The 425-nt window shown below is 63.8% G+C and carries 1 protein-coding gene; it reads right to left on the reverse strand.

The annotated features are described in order from the left end of the window. Positions 1 to 425: immunoglobulin-like domain-containing protein (locus tag HU748_RS26150; protein WP_186722536.1), on the reverse strand; the 425-nt coding region annotated here is incomplete at both ends.

Below are 425 nucleotides of genomic sequence, written 5' to 3' on the forward strand. Positions count from 1 at the left end.
TTGCTGACGATGGTGACCGAGACCTTGTCGCCCTGGTTGCCGGAGCCCGGCGTGCCCACACCAGGTTCGTCGGTGACGGAGGTGGTGACGGTGTTGCTGCCGAGGGTCAGCTTCTCGAAGTTGTCGCCTCCGGTGACGGACTCGATCTTGTTGACGATGTTCGGCTGGCCACCGACGTACACGTCGTCTTTCGCGGTGATGGTGAAGGTGCCAGTGGCGCTGCCCGCCGGCACGGTGACTTTGGTGCCGTCGCTCAGGGTGAACACCAAGCCGTTGTGGCCGGTAACCGACAGGCCCTGGGCGTTGGTCAGGGTGACGGTGTAGGTCACCTGGCCGCCTTCGGTGACGGTGGTCTTGTCAGCAGACAGCGTTGCAACGACTTCGCTGATGGTGTCGGTGATCTGCACGGTGGCCGAACCACCGAG

It is taken from the genome of Pseudomonas sp. RW3S2 (assembly GCF_014268955.1).
In the GTDB taxonomy this organism is placed as follows: Bacteria; Pseudomonadota; Gammaproteobacteria; order Pseudomonadales; family Pseudomonadaceae; genus Aquipseudomonas; species Aquipseudomonas wayambapalatensis.